Origin of the sequence: Achromobacter sp. K91, assembly GCF_003576205.1 — a bacterium.
Taxonomy (GTDB): Bacteria; Pseudomonadota; Gammaproteobacteria; order Burkholderiales; family Burkholderiaceae_B; genus Achromobacter; species Achromobacter aegrifaciens.
Genome location: NZ_QWFB01000037.1, coordinates 119,774 through 137,751, shown reverse-complemented (window position 1 = coordinate 137,751; position 17,978 = coordinate 119,774). Strand labels below are relative to the sequence as shown.

Genomic DNA, 17,978 nt, shown 5'->3' with positions numbered 1-17,978 from the left:
GTCGAAGTGAATGCCAATCTCTCCGCAGGGCCCATTCCGGTGAGCGTGGCACCGGAAGTCCTGGCCGACATTCAGGCCGAATTCTCCCGCGAGTGGCAGCGCCTTTGCGATGACGCCCGCCGTGGCGCGCTTGCGCCGCCGCCAGACCGCCGTTTTTCGGGCGATGCCTGGGCCTCCAATCATTCGCACCTGCTGCTGGCGCATACCTATCTGCTGTCGGCCCGCGCCATGTCGCGCATGGTCGACGCGGCCCAGGTCAGCGAGCCCATGCGCGATCGCCTGCGCTTTTCCATCATGCAATGGGTCGACGCGCTGTCGCCGTCGAACTTCCTGGCGTTGAACCCGGATGCCCAGCAATCCATCGTCGAAAGCGCCGGACGCGCGCTCAACGAAGGGCTGGCCAATCTGCTGGGGGACGTCAAGAAAGGCCGCATCACGCAGACCGACGAATCGCAGTTCGAGATCGGCCGCAACGTCGCCGTGACGCCGGGCGAAGTGGTGTTTGAAAACCGGTTGTTCCAGCTCATCCAGTACGCGCCGTCGACCGCCACCGTGCACGAACGGCCGCTGGTCATCGTGCCGCCGAACATCAACAAGTTCTACATCCTGGACCTGCAGCCCGAAAATTCCTTCGTGCGGCACGCGGTGGACCAGGGCTATACGGTATTCCTGATTTCCTGGCGCAATCCGGTGTCCAGCGACACCGATGGCGTGGACCGCGCGACTTGGTCCGATTATCTGGACGACGCGGTGCTGCAGGCGCTGCGCGTGGCCAGCGACATCACCAAACAGCCGCAGGTCAATGCGCTGGGCTTCTGCGTGGGCGGCACGATGCTGGCTTCCGCGCTGGCCCTGGCCGAGGCGCGCGGCGAGCATCCGGTCGCGTCGCTGACCCTGTTGACCTCGCTGCTGGATTTCCACGATACCGGCATCCTCAACGTCTTCGTCGACGAAGCGCACGCGCTGCTGCGCGACCACCAGTTGGGGCAGGGCGGGCTGATGCCCGGGCGCGATCTCGCCACCACGTTCTCGTTCCTGCGGCCCAACGAGCTGGTCTGGAACTATGTGGTCGGCAACTACCTGAAAGGCCAGAAGCCGCCCGCGTTCGACCTGCTGTTCTGGAATGGCGACAGCACCAATCTGCCCGGCCCGTTCTTCTCCTGGTATTTCCGCAATACCTATCTGGAGAACAACCTCAAGGTGCCGGGCCGCGCGCAGGCCGCGGGCCTGCCGCTGGACCTGACGCGCCTGGAAATGCCTGCGTACATCTTCGGGTCACGCGAGGACCATATCGTGCCCTGGGTTTCGGCGTATGCGTCGACCCAGGTGCTGCGCGGACCGCAGCGCTTCGTGCTGGGGGCGTCCGGCCACATCGCCGGCGTGGTGAACCCTCCGGCGAAGAAGCGCCGCAGCTACTGGGCGGCTGACAAGCTTGAACAGTCAGGCCATCATCTGCCTGGCGACCCGAACACCTGGTTCGCGCAAGCGGTCGAGACGCCGGGCAGCTGGTGGCCCGATTGGGCCGGCTGGCTGTCGGGCCATTCCGGCAAGCAGGTCAAGGCGCGTGAAAAATTGGGCAATGCCAAGTACCGGCCGATAGAGCCGGCGCCTGGCAGATATGTGAAAGTCCGGGCAGCCTGAAGCCGCGACCAGCGGTTAGGCCCAGACGAGAAGAAGGTTAATCAACGAGGCGTCCGTCGCACACAGGAGGAAGTCCAATGAGCGGAAAACTGGCTTACGTTACAGGCGGGATGGGCGGTATCGGCACCTCTATTTGCCAGCGCTTGGCCAAGGATGGCTTTCGCGTGGTGGCAGGTTGCGGCCCCAGCCGCAACTACCAGCAGTGGCTGGATGAGCAGGCAGCGCAGGGCTACACGTTCTACGCGTCCGTGGGCAACGTGTCCGATTGGGACTCCACGGTAGAAGCCTTCGAACGGGTCACGAAGGAGCTGGGCCCGGTCGACGTGCTGGTCAACAACGCGGGCATCACCCGCGATGGCCTGTTCCGCAAGATGAGCGCGGACGATTGGCGCGCGGTCATCGACACCAACCTGAACAGCTTGTTCAATGTGACCAAACAGGTGATCGACGGCATGGTCGAACGCCAGTGGGGGCGCATCATCAACATCAGCTCGGTGAACGGGCAGAAAGGCCAGTTCGGCCAGACGAACTATTCGACCGCCAAGGCCGGCATCCATGGCTTCACCATGGCGTTGGCCCAGGAAGTCGCCAGCAAGGGCGTCACCGTCAACACGATTTCGCCCGGCTACATCGGCACCGACATGGTCCGCGCCATCCGTCCCGACGTGCTGGAAAAGATCGTCGCCACCATCCCGGTGCGCCGCCTTGGCACGCCGGAAGAAATCGCGTCCATGACGTCGTGGTTGGCCTCGGACGAGTCCGGCTTTTCGACGGGCGCGGACTTCTCGCTCAATGGCGGCCTGCACATGGGCTGACCCATCGCGGGCCGCCAGCGGGCGGCCCGTCGGCGCCGGAGGGCCTCGGGGAGAGGGCCCTCCGGATTACACTAACCCTATCCGAAGCCTTAGAGATCGCCCGATCCGGGGACAACCATGACGCAAGCACAAACCGGCGCCAGCCTGCGCCTGATTAAAAAGTACCCCAACCGTCGCCTGTACGACACCCGGACCAGCACCTACATCACCCTGGCAGATGTCAAGCAACTGGTCCTGGCAAACGAAGAATTCCAGGTCGTCGATGCCAAGAGCAGCGAAGACCTGACGCGCAGCATCCTGCTGCAGATCATCCTTGAAGAGGAAAGCGGCGGCATGCCCATGTTCTCCTCGAACATGCTGTCGCAGATCATCCGTTTCTATGGCCATGCCATGCAGGGCATCATGGGTTCCTACCTGGAAAAGAACATCCAGGCCTTCATGGAAATCCAGCAACGCATGGCGGAGCAATCCAAGGGCCTGTACGGCAGCCAGTTCGGCCCCGAGGCCTGGGCCCAGTTCATGAACGTGCAGACGCCCATGCTGCAGAACATGATGAACAACTACATCGACCAGAGCAAGAATCTGTTCGTGCAGATGCAGGACCAGATGCAGGATCAGACCCGCGCCATGTTCTCGACCTTCCCGTTCACGCCTGGCGGCACGCAAGGTCCCGGCCGCAAGTAATGGCGGGGCCGTGCCTGGCGCGGCCTCATCGATCAGCACCCCAAAAGCCGGACAGAGATCTGGTTCTTGGGGTGTTTTTTCATCACCGCGTGCAGGTTTTGTTCGCGCGGCAAGCAAGAACAGATACCCCGGAGAGCAAGCATGAGACTGAACAAGGCGTTTTCCCGCCTGGCCTGCGCGGCGCTGGCAGGCTTGACGGCCATGTCCGCGTCGCCCGTCGCTTGGGCTTGCACGCGCGTGGTCTTCCATGGCGCCAACCAGCAGGTGGTTACCGCACGCTCCATGGACTGGAAGAACGACATCACCAGCAACCTGTGGGTATTGCCGCGCGGCATGGCGCGCAGCGGCGAGGCCGGCCCGAACTCCCTGCGCTGGACTTCGCGCTACGGCAGCGTGGTCACGTCCGGCTATGACGTCTCCACCACCGATGGCGTGAACGAGGCGGGCCTGAGCGCCAATCTGCTGTGGCTGGCCGAATCGCAGTACCCGCAATTCGATGCGAAGAGCAAGCCCGGCCTGACCATCGCGGCGTGGGCGCAATACGTGCTGGACAACTACGCCACCGTCAAGGAGGCCGTGGCGGCGCTGGAGCAGGAACCCTACACCATCGTCTCGGACAACGTGCCGGGCGAGGACCGCCTGACGACGCTGCACCTGTCGATCTCGGACGCCAGCGGCGACAGCGCCATCATCGAATACATCGGCGGACGCCAGGTGATCCACCATAGCCGCGACTACCAGGTGATGACCAACTCGCCTCAGTTCGAGCAGCAGCTTGCGCTCGATGCCTACTGGCAGCAGATCGGCGGCACCACCATGCTGCCGGGCACCAACCGCGCAGCCGACCGTTTCGTGCGCGCATCGTTCTACATCAACGCCATCCCCAAGGATCCCGATCCCAACAAGGCGCTGGCCAGCGTCTTCAGCGTGATACGCAACGTCTCCGTACCCTATGGCATCAGCACGCCCGGACAGCCCAATATCTCGTCCACCCGCTGGCGCACAGTCTTCGACCACCAGCGCAAGCTGTACTTCTTCGAATCGGCCCTGACGCCCAACACGTTCTGGGTGGACCTGAAGGCCCTGGACTTCAGTCCGGAAACCGGCAAGGTGCTGAAGCTGGACCTGGGGCCGGATCAGCGCCACACGTTTGCGGGCGACGCCACGCGCGACTTCCAGCCCGCGGCGCCGTTCAAGTTTCTCGGGCTCTGAAAAAAGGTCAGGGCCTTTTTCGCCGCTTGATCAAACGCAATGATCCGCAGATTTTCCTGATCCGAGGTTCAGGGTTCTGTCAGTTGATTTGGTTACATTAATGAAAACGGTTCTTGTTTGTATTTTAGGAGCCGTCGTCTCATTTGTGTCTCAAGGATTATGCACATGATCAAGAAAGCCTTGGCCCTGGCCATTGTCGCCCTGAGCGTTTCCGCCGCGAACGCGGCCGAATACCCCATCGGCAAACCGGTGGAAAAGGGCGGCATGGAAATCGGCGCGGTGTATCTGCAGCCGATCGAAATGGACCCCCCGGGCATGATGCGCCCGGCCAAGGATTCGGATGTGCACCTTGAGGCCGACATTCACGCCACCGCCGGCAACAAGACGGGCTTCCCCGAAGGCGAGTGGGTGCCTTACCTGGTCGTGAAGTACGAAATCCAGAAGGTCGGCAGCCAGAACGTGCAGAAGGGCACCTTCATGCCGATGGTCGCCAACGACGGTCCGCACTACGGCGAGAACGTCAAGCTGGAAGGTCCGGGCAAGTACAAGCTGAAGTACTCCATCCTGCCGCCGACCGCGGACAAGATGAGTCACTTCGGCCGTCACGTCGACAAGGAAACCGGCGTGGGGCCGTGGTTCGAGCCCTTCGACCTCGAATATGAATTCGTCTACGCCGGCACCGGCAAGAAGGGCGGTTACTGATCGTGCGCAGCCTGCTTCGCGTTGCCGCCGCATTGCTGATCGGCCTGGCCGGCCTGGCCGGCGGGGCGCCCGCGCAGGCTGACGAACTACCCACGTTCACGCTGACCTTCAAGCCGAACGGTACGTTCGAGCCCGCCACGCTGGAAGTGCCGGCGGGCCGCTTCAAGATCGAGCTCATCAACGAGAGCAACGAGCCGGTGGAATTCGAAAGCATTCCGCTGCGCAAGGAAAAAGTCCTGGGGCCGGGTGTGAAGTCTTTCGTGGTGATCACCATTTCCCGCCCCGGCGAGTATCCATTTTTTGATGACTTTCACCAGAGCGTGAAAGGCACCTTGGTCGTCAAACCCAAGGAATAAGCGGTAGCAATATATGGAACAGGTCCTCTTTATCGTCTGGCGTGAAAGCGTCGAAGCCATGCTGGTGGTGGGCATACTCTACACCTGGCTGCGCTCCACGCCGGAGGGCAAGCGCGGCCTGAACTACCTATGGGGTGGCGTCGCGGCAGGCCTGGCGCTGGCCGTGGCCCTGGCGCTGGTGCTGCTGGGCGTCTCCTCCTGGCTCAGCGACGAAGGCCAGGAATGGTTCCAGGCCATCATGTCGCTGGCCGCGTGCGCGCTGGTGGTGCAGATGGTCGTGTGGATGAAGAAGCACGGCCGCACGCTCAAGGGCGAACTCGAAGGCGGAGCCCGCGCTTCCGTCGCCAGCGACAACTGGTGGGGCCTGTTCGTGCTGGTGGCCATTGCCGTGGCGCGCGAAGGCAGCGAAACCGTGGTGTTCCTGTACGGCACCGTGTCGGCGGGCGAGGGCGGCAGCGACATGCTGATGCTGGCGCTGGCTGGCGTGGCCGGTTTTGTGGTGGCGTTGCTGACGTTCTGGCTGTTGCAATTGGGCGGCAAGCTCATCACCTGGCGCCGCTTCTTCCGCGTGACCGAAATCCTGTTGCTGCTGTTGGCCGGCTCGCTGCTGGTGGGCGGCCTGGATCACCTGATTTCGCTGGACGTGCTGCCGACCATCGTGGATCCGGTCTGGGACAGCTCGTGGCTCTTGAGCGACAGCACCGGCGTGGGCAAGGTCCTGGCCGACTTCGCCGGCTACCGCGCGCTGCCTGCGTTGATCTCGGTGCTGTTGTGGGTGGCTTACTGGATCATTGTGTGGGCGCTGCTGCGCTGGGTGGGGAGCAAGCCGGCAGGCGCTGCCACCGCCGCCCGCAGCGCCACCTGAACCCGACTGTTGCCGGACTGAATATTTGAAGGTTTGACCATGGCAGCTGCACTCGGGAGGGCGACCTCCCGTATCGCCGACTTTCTCCGTGACCATGCCCCGCTGTTGCGCAAGCTGCAGTGGGGCATTGTTGCGATATACGCGTTCCTTTTGATCGTGCCCGCGATCCTGCCCTTGCCGAACAACGCGGCCTCGGTCTTCAACAATCTGACCATCGTCGCTCAGTTCGCGTTCTGGGGCGTGTGGTGGCCGTTCGTGCTGATTTCCATGCCCATCCTGGGCCGGGCCTGGTGCGGCTGGCTCTGTCCGGAGGGCATGCTGACCGAATGGGCCAGCGAGCGCGGCCAGGGCCATGCGATTCCGAAATGGATGCGTTGGGGCGGCTGGCCTTTCGTCGCGTTCGCGTTGACGACCGTCTACGGTCAACTGGTCAGCGTCTACCAATATCCGCTGGCGGTGCTGGCGGTGTTGGGCGGGTCCACGGTGGCGGCCATGATCGTCGGCTGGCGCTACGGCCGCAGTAAGCGCGTGTGGTGCAAGTACCTGTGCCCGGTCAACGGCGTCTTCAACCTGTTGGCCAAGCTGGCTCCCTGGCACTTCAAGGTCGACGAAGAGAAGTGGCGTCATCCTGTCATCCGCATCGAGCCCATCAACTGTGCGCCGTTGGTACCGCTGCGCCACATGAAGGGCGCGGGCGACTGCCATGTCTGCGGACGCTGCAGCGGCTATCGCGGTGCGATCGAGCTGACGCCGCGTTCGCCCGAAGAAGAAATCGTGCATGTCACCCATGGCGATCCATGGCAGACGGCGCTGCTGTGCTTCGGCCTGATGGGCATCGCGATCGGCGCCTTCCTCTGGAGCGCCAGCCCCTGGTACGTGACCGCCAAGCAGTGGGCCGCGACCTGGCTGGTCGAACACGACATCATGTGGCCGCTGCTGGACAACGCGCCCTGGTTCATCCTGACGCATTACCCGGAAGTGAACGACAGCTTCTCGTGGCTGGACGGCGCCGGCATCCTGATGTTCGTCGTCGGCGCCACGATCTGTGTCGGCGGCGCTTCCTTCCTGTCGTTGTGGATCGCCGACCGCCTGGCGCCCGCCGCGCGGGTGGAAGGCGAACCCGCGACGCGCTGGGGCCGTCCTGGCCTGCACAAACTGGCGCAGGCCCTGATTCCTTCCGCCGGCATCGGCGTGTTCCTGGGCCTGTCGGCCACCACCGTAAATCTGCTCAAGCACGAAGGGATGCAGGCCGCCTGGGCCGCGCCGGTGCGGTTCACGCTGCTAAGCCTGGCGGTGCTGTGGACGCTGCGCCTGTATGCGCGCCTGCTCAAGCCGCGCGCGGCAAGCGGTTGGCGCAAGGGGCTGGCCTGGCTGGTGCTGGCAGCCGGCCTGGCGCCGTTCTGCCTGGCATGGGTGTTGTTCTTCGCGGTCTGGTAGTCCGGGCCCGAGGCTTGCGATAAAGTAGGGAACGCGCCGGCTCAAGCCGGCGCAATGTTTTCAACTATCGCTACCGCCATGGCCACCTACGCTTTCCGCCTGCTCAACGTTTTCGCTTCCTCCACCTTCAGCGGCAACCAGCTCTGCGTGTTCGAAGACGCGCGCGGCATGGACGACGCCACCATGCTGAATCTGGCGGCGCAATTCAATCTGTCCGAAACGACCTTCATCCTGCCCTCCGACAAGGCGGCAGCGCGCGTGCGCATCTTCACGCCGGGCTTCGAGATGAAGTTCGCGGGCCATCCCACCATAGGCACCTCGCAGGTCGTGCGTGACTTGCGGCAGACGGGCGATGCATTGACCCTGGAGTTCGCTGCCGGCGTGGTGCCGGTGACGGCGCGCGGCGATGCCTGGACCTTTACCGCGCCGTGCCCGGATGGCGTGCGCACCGCCGCGCCCGCGCTGGAGCGAGGCGAAATCGCCAGCCTGCTGGGTCTGGATGCGAGCGATCTGCTGGACGATCCGATCTGGCTGGACACCGGCGCCGATCAACTGCTGGTGCCGCTGGCCAGCGTGGACGCGGTACGCCGCGTTGCGCCCGATGCCTCGCGGCTGGACCGTTGGCAGGCCAACAGCCTGGGCCGCAAGGTCATGTATGCCTACGCTTTCGACGACAGCCGCCAGCAGGATGGGCGCCAGGTGGTGGTGGCGCGCTATTTCTACGCCAAGGCGGGCGGCGGCGTGAACGAAGACGCCGGCACGGGTTCGGCCTGCGCCAATCTGGGCGGCTGGCTTTTGCATCAAAAGCGACCCTTGCCCGCCAGCATCCTGGTGGAGCAGGGCGACCAGATGGGCAGGCCCTGCCGGTTGTTGCTGGACGTCCAGGCCGATGGCCGGATCCAGGTGGGCGGACGCGCCCTGGAGATAGGCCGGGGCGTAGTGGACGTCTGATCAGGACCGCCGTGCGGGACGCGGCGCAAAAGCAAGGCGGCGCCTGTGTCGGACACAGGCGCCGCCTTGTTTTCAAGACCGGGCCGAAGCCGGCCCGGTCGGGCTTACTTCTTGTTCTTGGCCGGGTCGACCTTGATGTTGTTCATCACCTGCTTGACGCCTTCGACGCCGCGCGCCACGGTGGCGGCATGATCGGCTTCGGCCGCGGTGCCGACGGTACCCGTCAGCTTGGTGACGCCCGCATTGGTCTCCACGGCGATGTCCAGCGCGCTCAGCTGCTTGTCGGCCACGATGGCAGCCTTGACCTTGGTGGTCACGGTGGCGTCGGACGCGTACTCACCCACGGACTGTTTCGGCTTGCCGTCATCGGCGGCAAAAGCCATGGAAGTGAAGACGGCGCCCGTGCCCAGTGCAGCGGCGGCGATCAGCTTGCGGAATTCCATAGTCATGCTCCTTGTTAGTGGTTCAGCGCGTCGGGACGCGAGGATTGTGTGGTGTCTTGGGTCCGATTTCTATTTTTTGCGGAAAGCGCCGCCGAGGATGGACAGCAGCGCCAGTACCAGGAAGACGAAAAACAGGATCTTGGCGATGCCGGCAGCGCCGGCGGCGATGCCGCCGAAGCCCAGGACAGCCGCGATGATGGCGATGACGAAGAAAACTACGGCGTAGTGCAACATGTCAGCTTCTCCTGGTGGTTTATCGGATCAAGGATTGCGGTCGAAGAAGTCGCGGACTTCTTTTTCAGCTTGTTCCTTGGTCTTGCCATAACGCTCCTGGATCAGGCCCGCCAGACGTTCGGCGTTGCCTTCGGTGCGGGTCAGCTCGTCGTCGGTGAGCTCACCCCAGGCGGCCTTGGCCTTGCCCGTCAGTTGCTTCCATTTGCCAGCGATGATGTCGTTGTTCATGGTGACCTCTCCTGTTGCTAGCGGCATCCGGTTTGCGGCCTGTAAACCGGGTTGTCGCGGTTGAGTGGGACACTGATCAGCTAGGGCCTGCCGGTTCAAGAAGTTGCCGTGCAGGCCATGTACTTACCGTACGAGCCTGCGGCATGGCCGTCAAACCTGGCTGTGGGCAAATGTAACGGCCTGGCGGCGGCAAAATGGCCTGGTTTCCGGCGGGAGGAGATTGCAGGCGTACTAGGTGCCGCAGTTACATTCCGGCAATGTCTTGTCCCCTTTTGAGGGAGGCTGGTAACTGGATCTGCAAGGCTGGACGCGTGCATGCGCGCTTGGCTTGCCGACGCGCGCGCCGGTATAGTGTCCGCGGAACCCGCAAGCAGGTTCGGCCACAGAATATGGAAAGAGGAACTCGCATGACGCAACGACTTTGCCGCGCTATCTTGCTGACGCTGACCGCGATGGCCGCGCTCGGATGCACGCACGTGACGGACCGTTATCAGGCCGCTGCGCCTGTGGTGTCGTCCAGCAGTTGATCGGTGCGCGCCGAAGCAAACGGGGCGCCCTTGGGCGCCCCGTTTGCACTTCAGGAACCGCGTACGGCTCAGGCTTGCGCGATGCGGCGCGCGATGTGATCCAGCGCCTCTTCGACCTGGTCGATCAGGATCAGGCACAGGTCGCCTGCGCCCAGGCGCGCCAGCGCCGTGTCGATGGCGAGAAACTCGCCGTGGATCTCTTCGACGTGCTTGCTGCGCGTGGCGTTGGCCAGGCCTTGTTGCAGCAGGGCCAACACTTCGCCGTCGGCGCGGCCGCGCTGGCATTGGTCCTGGTAAAGCAGCACGTCGTCGAAGGCTTCGCCGAGGATCTCGGTTTGCATCCGGATGTCTTCGTCGCGCCGGTCGCCCGCGCCGCTGATGACCACGGAACGGCGCTTGGCCGGCATGGCGTCCACCGCGCGCACCAGGGCCAGGATGGCATCGGGATTGTGGCCGTAGTCGGCGATCACCGTGGCGCCGCGGTAGTCAAACACGTTGAAGCGTCCGGGCGCTGTCTGGGCGTCGTTGACGAAGCTGGCCAGGCCGCGGCGAATGATGTCCGTGTCCAGACCCAGCGCCCAGGCCGCGGCGATTGACGCCATGGCGTTTTCCACCTGGAAGGTGATCGTGCCGTTGCGCGTGAGCGGAATGGCGGCCAGCGGGTAGCGGGTTTCTTCGCCGCCCTGCGCGGTGACGATGGAGTCGCCGTCGCGGTACACGCAGCGCAGGCCTTGCGCGCGATGCGTGGCCAGCACGGGATGATTGCGGTCTTCGGCGAAGTAGGTGATGGAACCCGGGCAGCTCGCCGCCATTTCAGCCACGATGGGATCGGCCGCGTTCAGCACCGCGGTGCCGCTGGGGTGCACGTGCTGCACGATCACGCGCTTGACCACGGCCAGGTCCTCGACCGTGCTGATGTAGCCCAGGCCCAGGTGGTCGCCCATGCCGATGTTGGTGACGATGGCCACATTGCAGCGGTCGAAGGCCAGGCCTTCGCGCAGGATGCCGCCGCGCGCGGTTTCGAACACGGCCGCGTCGACGTCCGGGTGCATGAGCACGCTGCGGGCGCTGCGCGGGCCGCTGCAATCGCCGGTGTCGATGCGCAGGTTGTCGACGTAGACGCCGTCGGAATTCGTCATGCCGACGCGGTTGCCGGCGACGCCCAGGATGTGGGCGGTCAGGCGCACGGTGGTGGTCTTGCCGTTGGTGCCGGCCACGGCCACGACCGGGATGCGGCCGTCGTCGCCGTCCGCGTACATGTTGGCGATGATGGCCTCGCCCACGGCGCGGCCCTTGCCGAAGGACGGATTCAAGTGCATGCGCAGGCCGGGGGCGGCGTTCACTTCCACCACGCCGCCGTTCTGGTCTTCAAGCGGGTAGAGCACGCTTTCGGCGACCACGTCCACACCGCAGATGTCCAGCCCGATCATGCGGGCCGCCGACACCGCGCGCGCGGCCATTTCCGGATGCACTTCGTCGGTCACGTCGGTGGCCGAGCCGCCGGTGCTCAGGTTGGCGTTGTTGCGCAGGAAGATCAGGGTGCCGGACGGCGGCACGGAGTCGGCCTCGAAACCCTGCTTCTTGAGAGTCGCCAGGGCAATGTCGTCGAAGCGGATCTTGGTCAGCGAGGTCGCGTGGCCGTCGCCGCGCAGCGGGTCGGCGTTGACCTGGTCCACCAGTTGGCGGATGGTCTGCACCCCGTCGCCCGTGACCTGCGGCGGGTCGCGGCGCGAGGCCGCGACCAGTGCGCCGCCGACCACCAGCAGGCGGAAGTCGTGGCCGGGGATGTAGCGCTCGACGATGACCTCGGAGCTGATTTCCTCGGCCACTTCAAAGGCCTGGATCACGCGCTCGCGGGATTCGATGTTGACGGCGACGCCGCGGCCCTGGCTGCCGTCGCGCGGCTTGACCACGACCGGGCCGCCCAGTTCCTCGGCGGCGGCCCAGGCTTCCTCGGCGGTGGTCACCGAACGGCCCATGGGCACCGGCACGCCGGCGGCGTCCAGCAGCATCTTGGTCAGGTCCTTGTCCTGCGCGATTGACTCGGAGATGGCGCTGGTCAGGTCGGTTTCGGCGGCCTGGATGCGGCGCTGCTTGCTGCCCCAGCCGAACTGCACCATGCTGCCCTGGGTCAGGCGGCGGTACGGGATGTTGCGGGCGGTGGCGGCATTGACGATGGAGGCGGTGCTGGGCCCCAGGCGCACGTCTTCGTCCAGTTCGCGCAGGCGCTTCAAGGCGTCGGCGAGATCGAAGGGGGTGTCGTCCAGCGCGGCGCGCACCAGCACTTGCGCCAGTTCCATCGCCAGCTTGCCGACTTCTTCTTCGCTGTACTCGACCACCACCTGGAACACGCCAGGCTCGATGGTGGAGGCGGTGCGGCCGAACGTGACGGGGCAGCCGGCATGCGCCTGCATCGTCAGGGCCACGATCTGCAGCACGTGCGCGATGGAGACCGCGCCCTGATGGCCTTCCGGACGCAGCAGCCCGGTCTGCGGCAGGCGCGCGCGCAGGCGCGCTTCGAAATCAGGCAGGTTGTCGATGGAGCATTCGGCGTCGGCGCAGGAAACGATGGCCTCGATCGCGGTGTTCTTGCTCCACAGATTGGGGCCGCGCAGTGCTCGGATACGGGAAACTTCCATGGCAGGTATTCCTGTCTAGCTCACGCGCGCCCCGCTAGTGCGAGGGCGCGCGCAGATATTGTCAGTATTGCTGAATCCAACGGCGGACCAGGTCGATGGTGGGACCGGAGAAGGCTTCGTCGGACTGCAGCAGGACGAAGTCGCCTGCGGCGATGGCGTCGAGCTGGCTCTGGATGGCCTTGCCGTGGTCGGGTTCGTCCTGGATGTCCTTGACGCGGGAGCCTTGCGCCAGGCCCTGGCGCAACAGCGCGCGCGCCTCGCCTTCGGGACGCTTGCTGCGCACGGTCAGGTCGTCGTAGAGCACCACGCGGTCGAAGGCGTCGCCCAGCAGCTTGCCCTGTTCGATCAGGTCCGCGTCGCGGCGGTCGGCGCCGGCCGAGTAGACGGCGGCGCGCGTGGTCGACGGGAACTGGTCGATGGCGGCGATCAGGGGGCGCAACGCCGAGGCGTTGTGCACGTCGTCGACCACCACGGTGCTGCCGTTGCGTTCGAACAGCGTGAACTGCCAGGGAGCGTCGGCCTGGTCGATGTCGAAGGTCTCGATGCCGGCGCGGATCAGCTCCACGGGTATGTCCAGCGCCCAGGCCGCGCCCACCGCGGCCAGCACGTTCTCGACCTGGAAGGCCACGCGGCCGCCATGGGTCAGCGGGATCGAGGCCACCGTGGCCAGGCGCTCCTCGCGGGTGCCATGCGCCAGCACGATGCCGCCGTCGCGCACGAACACGGCGCGGCCGTCTTGTTGCAGGTGAGCGACGATGGCGGGCAGGGCGGGATCGATGCCGAAGAAGATCACGGCGCCGTCGGAGAGCTCGGCCATTTCCACCACGCGCGGATCGCGCGCGTTCAGCACGGTGGAGCCGCCGGGCAGCACCACGTCCACCTGCGTGCGGAACACGTTGAACATGCGCTCCGTTTCATTGATGTCGAAGTCGCCCAGGTGGTCGGCGTCGTCGATGTTGGTGACCACGCCAACCTGGCAGCGGTCGTAGGCCAGGCCTTGGCCCAGGATCACGCCGCTGTCGTTCTCGATGACGGCGGCATCCACGTTGCGGTTCATCAGCAGGCGCGTACCGGAAGCGAAATCGGCGCGGTCGCCCTTTTGCACCAGGCGGCGGTCCAGGTACAGGCCTTCACTGCAGGCCAGGCCGGTGCGCTTGCCGGACAGGCTCAGCAGGCGGGCCACCAGGCGCGCCACCACGGTTTTGCCGTTGGTGCCGGTAACGCCGACGATGGGGATGCGGCCCGCATCGCCTTCAGGGAACAGGTGGTCGACGATGGCGCGGCCGACCGGACGGGGCGTGCCGTCGGCAGGCTTCAGATGCATCAGCAGGCCGGGGCCGGCGTTGACTTCGACGATGGCGCCGCGCTGTTCTTCCAGCGGGCGCGAGATGTCCTCGGCCACCAGGTCCACACCGGCGATGTCCAGGCCGACGATGCGCGCGGCCAGGGTCACGGTGGCGGCGATGCTGGGATGCACACGGTCGGTGACGTCGAAGGCGACGTTGCCGCTGCGTTGCACCAGCACGCGCTGGCCTTCGGGCGGAACGCTGTCTTCCGACAGGCCCTGGCGGGCGATTTCCAGCCGCGCGGCGGAATCGAGGCGCACCGGGTTCAGCGGGTGGTTCTCGGTGCGGCCGCGGCGCGGGTCGGTATTGATCTGGCTGTCGATGAGTTCGGTGATGGTGGACTTGCCGTCGCCCGTCACCCAGGCCGGTTCGCCGGCGGCGGCGGCCACCATGCGGTCCCCCACGACCAGCAGGCGGTGTTCGTTGCCCAGCACGAAGCGTTCGACGATGACGCCGCTGCCTTCGTCCACGGCCACGCGGTAGGCCGACACCACTTCCTCGCGCGTCGTCAGATTGGTGAACACGCCGCGGCCGTGGTTGCCGTCATAGGGCTTCACGACCACCGGCAGGCCGATGTCCTCGGCAGCTTCCCAGGCGTCGTCCTCGCTGCGTACGAGGCGGCCTTCGGGCACGGGCACGCCGCAGGTCGACAGCAGTTCCTTGGTCAGGTCCTTGTCGCGCGAAATGCCTTCGGCGATGGCGCTGGTGCGGTCGGTCTCGGCAGTCCAGATGCGGCGCTGGGCCGAGCCGTAGCCGAACTGCACGAGGTTGCCCTCGAACAGGCGGATGTAGGGAATGTCGCGGTCGTCGGCGGCATCCACAATGCAGGCGGTGCTGGGGCCGAGACAGTGCTTGTCGATCAGGCTGCGCAGCTTGGCGATGGCGGCGGGCACGTCGAAGGGGCGGTCTTCGATGCCGGCCATGACCAGGTCGCGGGCTTCGTTCAGGGCGGTGCGGGTGACCTGTTCCTGCCAGGCGCGCACGACGACCTTGTAGACGCCGCGGGTGGAGGTTTCCCGGGCCTTGCCGAAACCGCCGCGCAAGCCGGCCAGGTTCTGCAGTTCCAGGGTGACATGTTCAAGTATGTGGCCGGGCCAGGTGCCTTCTTTCAGGCGCGACAGGAAACCGCCCCGGACTCCCGGACTGCAGCGGTGCTCGATCAGCGTCGGCAGCCATTCCGTCAGGCGTTCGTAAAAGCCGGGAATGGTGTTGGAGGGATAATCCTCCAGTTCACCGATATCCACCCACGCTTCGAGTACCGGACGGTACGTCCAAATGTTCGGGCCGCGCAAAGCCACGACATCGAGAAATTCAATGTCTTTCTTTTTCATGTTTTAATTTACGAGAGAAGCAGGTTGGCACGCGCGGACGCCCCTATGCAAGACCGCGAATTTATTGGGGTTGCGCCTTTAGAATAATGCCAACGAGTGGGGGATCCCAGATATTCCTAATTAGAAAAATCGGCTGCTACTATACGACGCCTTCAAGGCGTGAAATCGTTATGTTGTAAGGAAGGGACACGTTTGCCGCCAGTCCTGGTTGCGAACCGGTTGCCGCCTAGTAGGGCAGAGTCCTGGCCCGGCATGCGTACCAATGAAAAAACCAAACCTGCTTTCCGGCCTTGCCGAAGCCTTTCCTGCCCGCTGGCGCGATGAAATCAGCGCCGAACTGGCGGACGGCGAAACCTTGTTGGCCTGGGTTGAAATAGACCTGGATCAGCGCCTGAAGTTCCGTCCGGGGCTTATCGCCGCCACCGACCGCCGGCTGTTGGCGCGCCATCCCGACGAACCGCGCTGGGAATCCTGGGCATATGGCCCCCAATTAAAACTAAGCCTCACCGACCACGCCGGCGCCGCGCTGCTGGAATTGCACGACGACGGCTCCCGCCTGGGCGCGTGGCGTTTCACGCTGGCGCGCAATCCGGCCGCGTTGCGGCTGCTGGCGCAGTTCGAAACGCAGCAGGCCATCCGTTTGTCCGGCCATCAGGACGAGGATCTGGCGGAGCGTACCTGCACCGTCTGTAATAACGTCATCCCGGCGGGCGAGGAAGAATGCCCGACCTGCAACCAGGAACAGGCAGCGCCATCCACCACTTGGGCGCTGCTGCGCCTGTGGCGTTTCGCCCGCCCTTACCGCGGGCCGCTGCTGGCGGGTTTCGTGCTGACCCTGCTGGGCACCGCCGCCACCCTGGTGCCGCCGTACCTGACCATGCCGCTGATGGACGACGTGCTGATTCCGTTCCAGAACGGCGCGCCCATCGATTACGACAAGGTCCGCCTCTATCTGGGCGGGCTGCTGGCCTCGGCTTTCCTGGCCTGGGGGCTGGGCTGGGCACGGACCTATATCCTGGCCTGGGTCAGCGAGCGCATCGGCGCGGACCTGCGCACCACCACCTATGAGCACCTGCAGCAGTTGTCGCTGGAGTATTTCGGCGGCAAGCGCACCGGGGATCTGATTTCCCGCATCGGCAGCGAAACCGACCGCATCTGCGTGTTCCTGTCGCTGCACTTGCTGGACTTCGCCAACGACATCCTGATGATCTGCATGACCGCGGTCATCCTGGTGTCCATCAACCCGTGGCTGGCGCTGGTCACGCTGGTGCCGCTGCCGTTCATCATCTGGATGATCCACGCGGTGCGCGACCGCCTGCGCCATGGCTTCGAAAAGGTCGATCGCATCTGGTCAGAGATCACGAACGTCCTGGCCGACACCATTCCGGGCATCCGCGTGGTCAAGGCTTTCGCGCAGGAAAAGCGCGAAGTCGCGCGCTTTCGTGAAGCCAACAACCGCAACCTGGAAGTCAACGACCGCGTGAACACCACCTGGTCGCTGTTCTCGCCCACTGTCACGCTGCTGACCGAAGTGGGCCTGCTGGTGGTGTGGATCTTCGGCATCTGGCAGGTGTCGCAGAAGCAGATCACCGTTGGCGTGCTGGCCGCCTTCCTGGCCTATATCGGGCGCTTCTACATGCGTCTGGATTCGATGAGCCGCATCGTCTCGGTCACGCAGAAAGCGGCGGCTGGCGCCAAGCGCATCTTCGACATCCTGGACCATGTCTCCAGCGTGCCGGAACCGCAGAATCCCGCCAAGCTGCCGCACATCAACGGCCGCATCGAGTTGCGCGACGTGGGCTTCCGCTACGGCAACCGCCAGGTCATCCGCGGCTTGAACCTGAACATCGCGCCGGGCGAGATGATCGGCCTGGTGGGCCACAGCGGCTCGGGCAAGAGCACGCTGATCAACCTGATCTGCCGCTTCTACGACGTATCCGAAGGGGCGGTGCTGGTGGACGGCGCCGATATCCGTTCGGTGCGCGTGGCGGACTACCGCCGCAACATCGGGTTGGTGCTGCAGGAGCCGTTCCTGTTCTTCGGCACCATCGCCGAGAACATTGCCTACGGCAAGCCGGACGCCACCCGTGACGAAATCGTGGCTGCGGCGCGCGCCGCGCATGCGCATGAATTCATCCTGCGGCTGCCGCACGGCTACGACTCGCTGGTCGGCGAACGTGGCCAGGCCTTGTCCGGCGGCGAACGCCAGCGCATCTCGATCGCCCGCGCGCTGCTGATCGATCCGCGCATCCTGATTCTGGACGAAGCCACCTCGTCGGTGGACACCACCACCGAAAAGGAAATCCAGAAGGCGCTGGACAACCTGGTGCGTGGCCGCACCACGATCGCCATCGCCCACCGTCTGAGCACGTTGCGCAAGGCGGACCGCCTGGTGGTGCTGGACCGCGGCCAGATCGTGGAGCAGGGCCCGCACGAAGAACTGATGGCCCGCGAGGGCGCCTACTACCGCCTGTACCAGGCGCAGGCGCGCCAGGCCGAGGCCGACGCGCAGGCGTCGGGCAGCGAAGACATGGCCGCCGTGGCCTGACGCGGAACCGGAATTATCG

Annotated in this window: 15 protein-coding genes; 10 read left to right on the top strand and 5 right to left on the bottom strand. The window is 65.0% G+C overall.

Going from position 1 to position 17,978, the window contains the following annotated elements; translation table 11 throughout:
* Positions 1-6: 6 nt before the first annotated feature.
* From phaC to DXK93_RS19665, 9 genes are all read left to right on the top strand, one after another.
* A complete protein-coding gene (phaC, locus tag DXK93_RS19705; RefSeq protein WP_054450803.1) occupies positions 7-1,641 on the top strand; it encodes a class I poly(R)-hydroxyalkanoic acid synthase in 1,635 nt (544 codons plus the stop codon).
* 77 nt (positions 1,642-1,718) lie between these two features.
* Positions 1,719-2,456 (top strand): acetoacetyl-CoA reductase, encoded by a 738-nt coding sequence (gene phbB, locus DXK93_RS19700; protein ID WP_054450805.1) that lies wholly within the window; start codon positions 1,719-1,721, stop codon positions 2,454-2,456.
* 117 nt (positions 2,457-2,573) lie between these two features.
* A complete protein-coding gene (gene phaR, locus DXK93_RS19695; protein ID WP_042792481.1) occupies positions 2,574-3,140 on the top strand; it encodes a polyhydroxyalkanoate synthesis repressor PhaR in 567 nt (188 codons plus the stop codon).
* A 201-nt stretch (positions 3,141-3,341) separates the two neighbouring features.
* Positions 3,342-4,352, top strand: a complete 1,011-nt coding sequence (locus tag DXK93_RS19690; protein ID WP_370127220.1) for a linear amide C-N hydrolase — start codon at positions 3,342-3,344, stop codon at positions 4,350-4,352.
* Between the two features lie 165 nt (positions 4,353-4,517).
* Positions 4,518-5,054: an iron transporter gene (locus DXK93_RS19685; protein ID WP_013392347.1), complete on the top strand. Its 537-nt coding sequence runs from the start codon at positions 4,518-4,520 to the stop codon at positions 5,052-5,054.
* Positions 5,055-5,056: 2 nt separating this feature from the next.
* Entirely contained in the window at positions 5,057-5,410 is a 354-nt protein-coding gene (locus tag DXK93_RS19680) for a cupredoxin domain-containing protein (protein WP_054450809.1), read from the top strand.
* 13 nt (positions 5,411-5,423) lie between these two features.
* Positions 5,424-6,275 carry an FTR1 family protein gene (locus DXK93_RS19675; protein WP_054450811.1) on the top strand — a complete coding sequence of 284 codons (852 nt, stop codon included), beginning with the start codon at positions 5,424-5,426 and terminating at the stop codon, positions 6,273-6,275.
* Between the two features lie 39 nt (positions 6,276-6,314).
* Complete coding sequence (locus tag DXK93_RS19670) at positions 6,315-7,712, top strand: 4Fe-4S binding protein (protein ID WP_119450928.1); 1,398 nt, start codon at positions 6,315-6,317, stop codon at positions 7,710-7,712.
* A 78-nt stretch (positions 7,713-7,790) separates the two neighbouring features.
* A complete protein-coding gene (locus DXK93_RS19665; protein ID WP_119450927.1) occupies positions 7,791-8,663 on the top strand; it encodes a PhzF family phenazine biosynthesis protein in 873 nt (290 codons plus the stop codon).
* 104 nt (positions 8,664-8,767) lie between these two features.
* Here DXK93_RS19665 and DXK93_RS19660 read toward each other — a convergent pair whose 3' ends face one another.
* The 5 genes from DXK93_RS19660 to cphA (DXK93_RS19640) all read right to left on the bottom strand — a co-directional run bounded on the left by DXK93_RS19660 (position 8,768) and on the right by cphA (DXK93_RS19640) (position 15,411).
* On the bottom strand, positions 8,768-9,106 hold the full coding sequence (locus tag DXK93_RS19660) for a BON domain-containing protein (RefSeq protein ID WP_013392352.1): 339 nt from the start codon (positions 9,104-9,106) through the stop codon (positions 8,768-8,770).
* 69 nt (positions 9,107-9,175) lie between these two features.
* A complete protein-coding gene (locus DXK93_RS19655; RefSeq protein WP_006389411.1) occupies positions 9,176-9,340 on the bottom strand; it encodes a DUF1328 domain-containing protein in 165 nt (54 codons plus the stop codon).
* 27 nt (positions 9,341-9,367) lie between these two features.
* On the bottom strand, positions 9,368-9,568 hold the full coding sequence (locus DXK93_RS19650) for a CsbD family protein (protein ID WP_006389412.1): 201 nt from the start codon (positions 9,566-9,568) through the stop codon (positions 9,368-9,370).
* A gap of 595 nt (positions 9,569-10,163) precedes the next feature.
* Positions 10,164-12,734 carry a cyanophycin synthetase gene (cphA, locus tag DXK93_RS19645; RefSeq protein ID WP_119450926.1) on the bottom strand — a complete coding sequence of 857 codons (2,571 nt, stop codon included), beginning with the start codon at positions 12,732-12,734 and terminating at the stop codon, positions 10,164-10,166.
* 61 nt (positions 12,735-12,795) lie between these two features.
* The gene (gene cphA, locus DXK93_RS19640) at positions 12,796-15,411 is read right to left on the bottom strand and encodes a cyanophycin synthetase (RefSeq protein ID WP_054450818.1); all 2,616 of its coding nucleotides are present in this window, start codon (positions 15,409-15,411) and stop codon (positions 12,796-12,798) included.
* A 262-nt stretch (positions 15,412-15,673) separates the two neighbouring features.
* Between cphA (DXK93_RS19640) and DXK93_RS19635 the strand changes: the two genes are divergently transcribed.
* Positions 15,674-17,959 (top strand): ABC transporter ATP-binding protein, encoded by a 2,286-nt coding sequence (locus tag DXK93_RS19635; RefSeq protein ID WP_054450820.1) that lies wholly within the window; start codon positions 15,674-15,676, stop codon positions 17,957-17,959.
* Positions 17,960-17,978: the final 19 nt, after the last annotated feature.

Bases quoted from the DNA above. Each gene is read 5' to 3' on its own strand.
- DXK93_RS19655 (WP_006389411.1), bottom strand. From the start codon at position 9,340: ATGTTGCACTACGCCGTAGTTTTCTTCGTCATCGCCATCATCGCGGCT.
- DXK93_RS19635 (WP_054450820.1), top strand. From the start codon at position 15,674: ATGAAAAAACCAAACCTGCTTTCCGGCCTTGCCGAAGCCTTTCCTGCC.
- phbB (WP_054450805.1), top strand. From the start codon at position 1,719: ATGAGCGGAAAACTGGCTTACGTTACAGGCGGGATGGGCGGTATCGGC.
- DXK93_RS19665 (WP_119450927.1), top strand. From the start codon at position 7,791: ATGGCCACCTACGCTTTCCGCCTGCTCAACGTTTTCGCTTCCTCCACC.
- DXK93_RS19670 (WP_119450928.1), top strand. From the start codon at position 6,315: ATGGCAGCTGCACTCGGGAGGGCGACCTCCCGTATCGCCGACTTTCTC.
- phaR (WP_042792481.1), top strand. From the start codon at position 2,574: ATGACGCAAGCACAAACCGGCGCCAGCCTGCGCCTGATTAAAAAGTAC.
- DXK93_RS19650 (WP_006389412.1), bottom strand. From the start codon at position 9,568: ATGAACAACGACATCATCGCTGGCAAATGGAAGCAACTGACGGGCAAG.
- DXK93_RS19675 (WP_054450811.1), top strand. From the start codon at position 5,424: ATGGAACAGGTCCTCTTTATCGTCTGGCGTGAAAGCGTCGAAGCCATG.
- DXK93_RS19690 (WP_370127220.1), top strand. From the start codon at position 3,342: ATGTCCGCGTCGCCCGTCGCTTGGGCTTGCACGCGCGTGGTCTTCCAT.
- DXK93_RS19660 (WP_013392352.1), bottom strand. From the start codon at position 9,106: ATGGAATTCCGCAAGCTGATCGCCGCCGCTGCACTGGGCACGGGCGCC.
- DXK93_RS19685 (WP_013392347.1), top strand. From the start codon at position 4,518: ATGATCAAGAAAGCCTTGGCCCTGGCCATTGTCGCCCTGAGCGTTTCC.
- cphA (WP_119450926.1), bottom strand. From the start codon at position 12,734: ATGGAAGTTTCCCGTATCCGAGCACTGCGCGGCCCCAATCTGTGGAGC.
- cphA (WP_054450818.1), bottom strand. From the start codon at position 15,411: ATGAAAAAGAAAGACATTGAATTTCTCGATGTCGTGGCTTTGCGCGGC.